A 241-nucleotide genomic window follows, 5' to 3' on the forward strand; every position below is an offset into this window, starting at 1 on the left:
GCACAAAGTCCTCGACAAGCCCCAGGTACGCCTACTCGGCAACATCGACTACGGCACCGACATCAACCTCGACGACCTACGCCGCTTCTACGACGCCGTCATCTTCTCCACCGGAGCCAACGCCGACCGCGCCCTGAACATCCCCGGCATCGACCTCGACGGCAGCTACGGCGCCGCCGACTTCGTCTCCTGGTACGACGGCCACCCCGACGTCCCCCGCACCTGGCCCCTCGACGCCGAA

Annotated in this window: 1 pseudogene; it reads left to right on the forward strand. The window is 66.8% G+C overall.

What is annotated here, in order from left to right:
• Window positions 1-241 (forward strand): annotated as a pseudogene (locus ACFI9K_RS24940) (pyridine nucleotide-disulfide oxidoreductase); the annotation flags it as partial.

The organism is Rhodococcus sp. PSi06 (assembly GCF_054960675.1).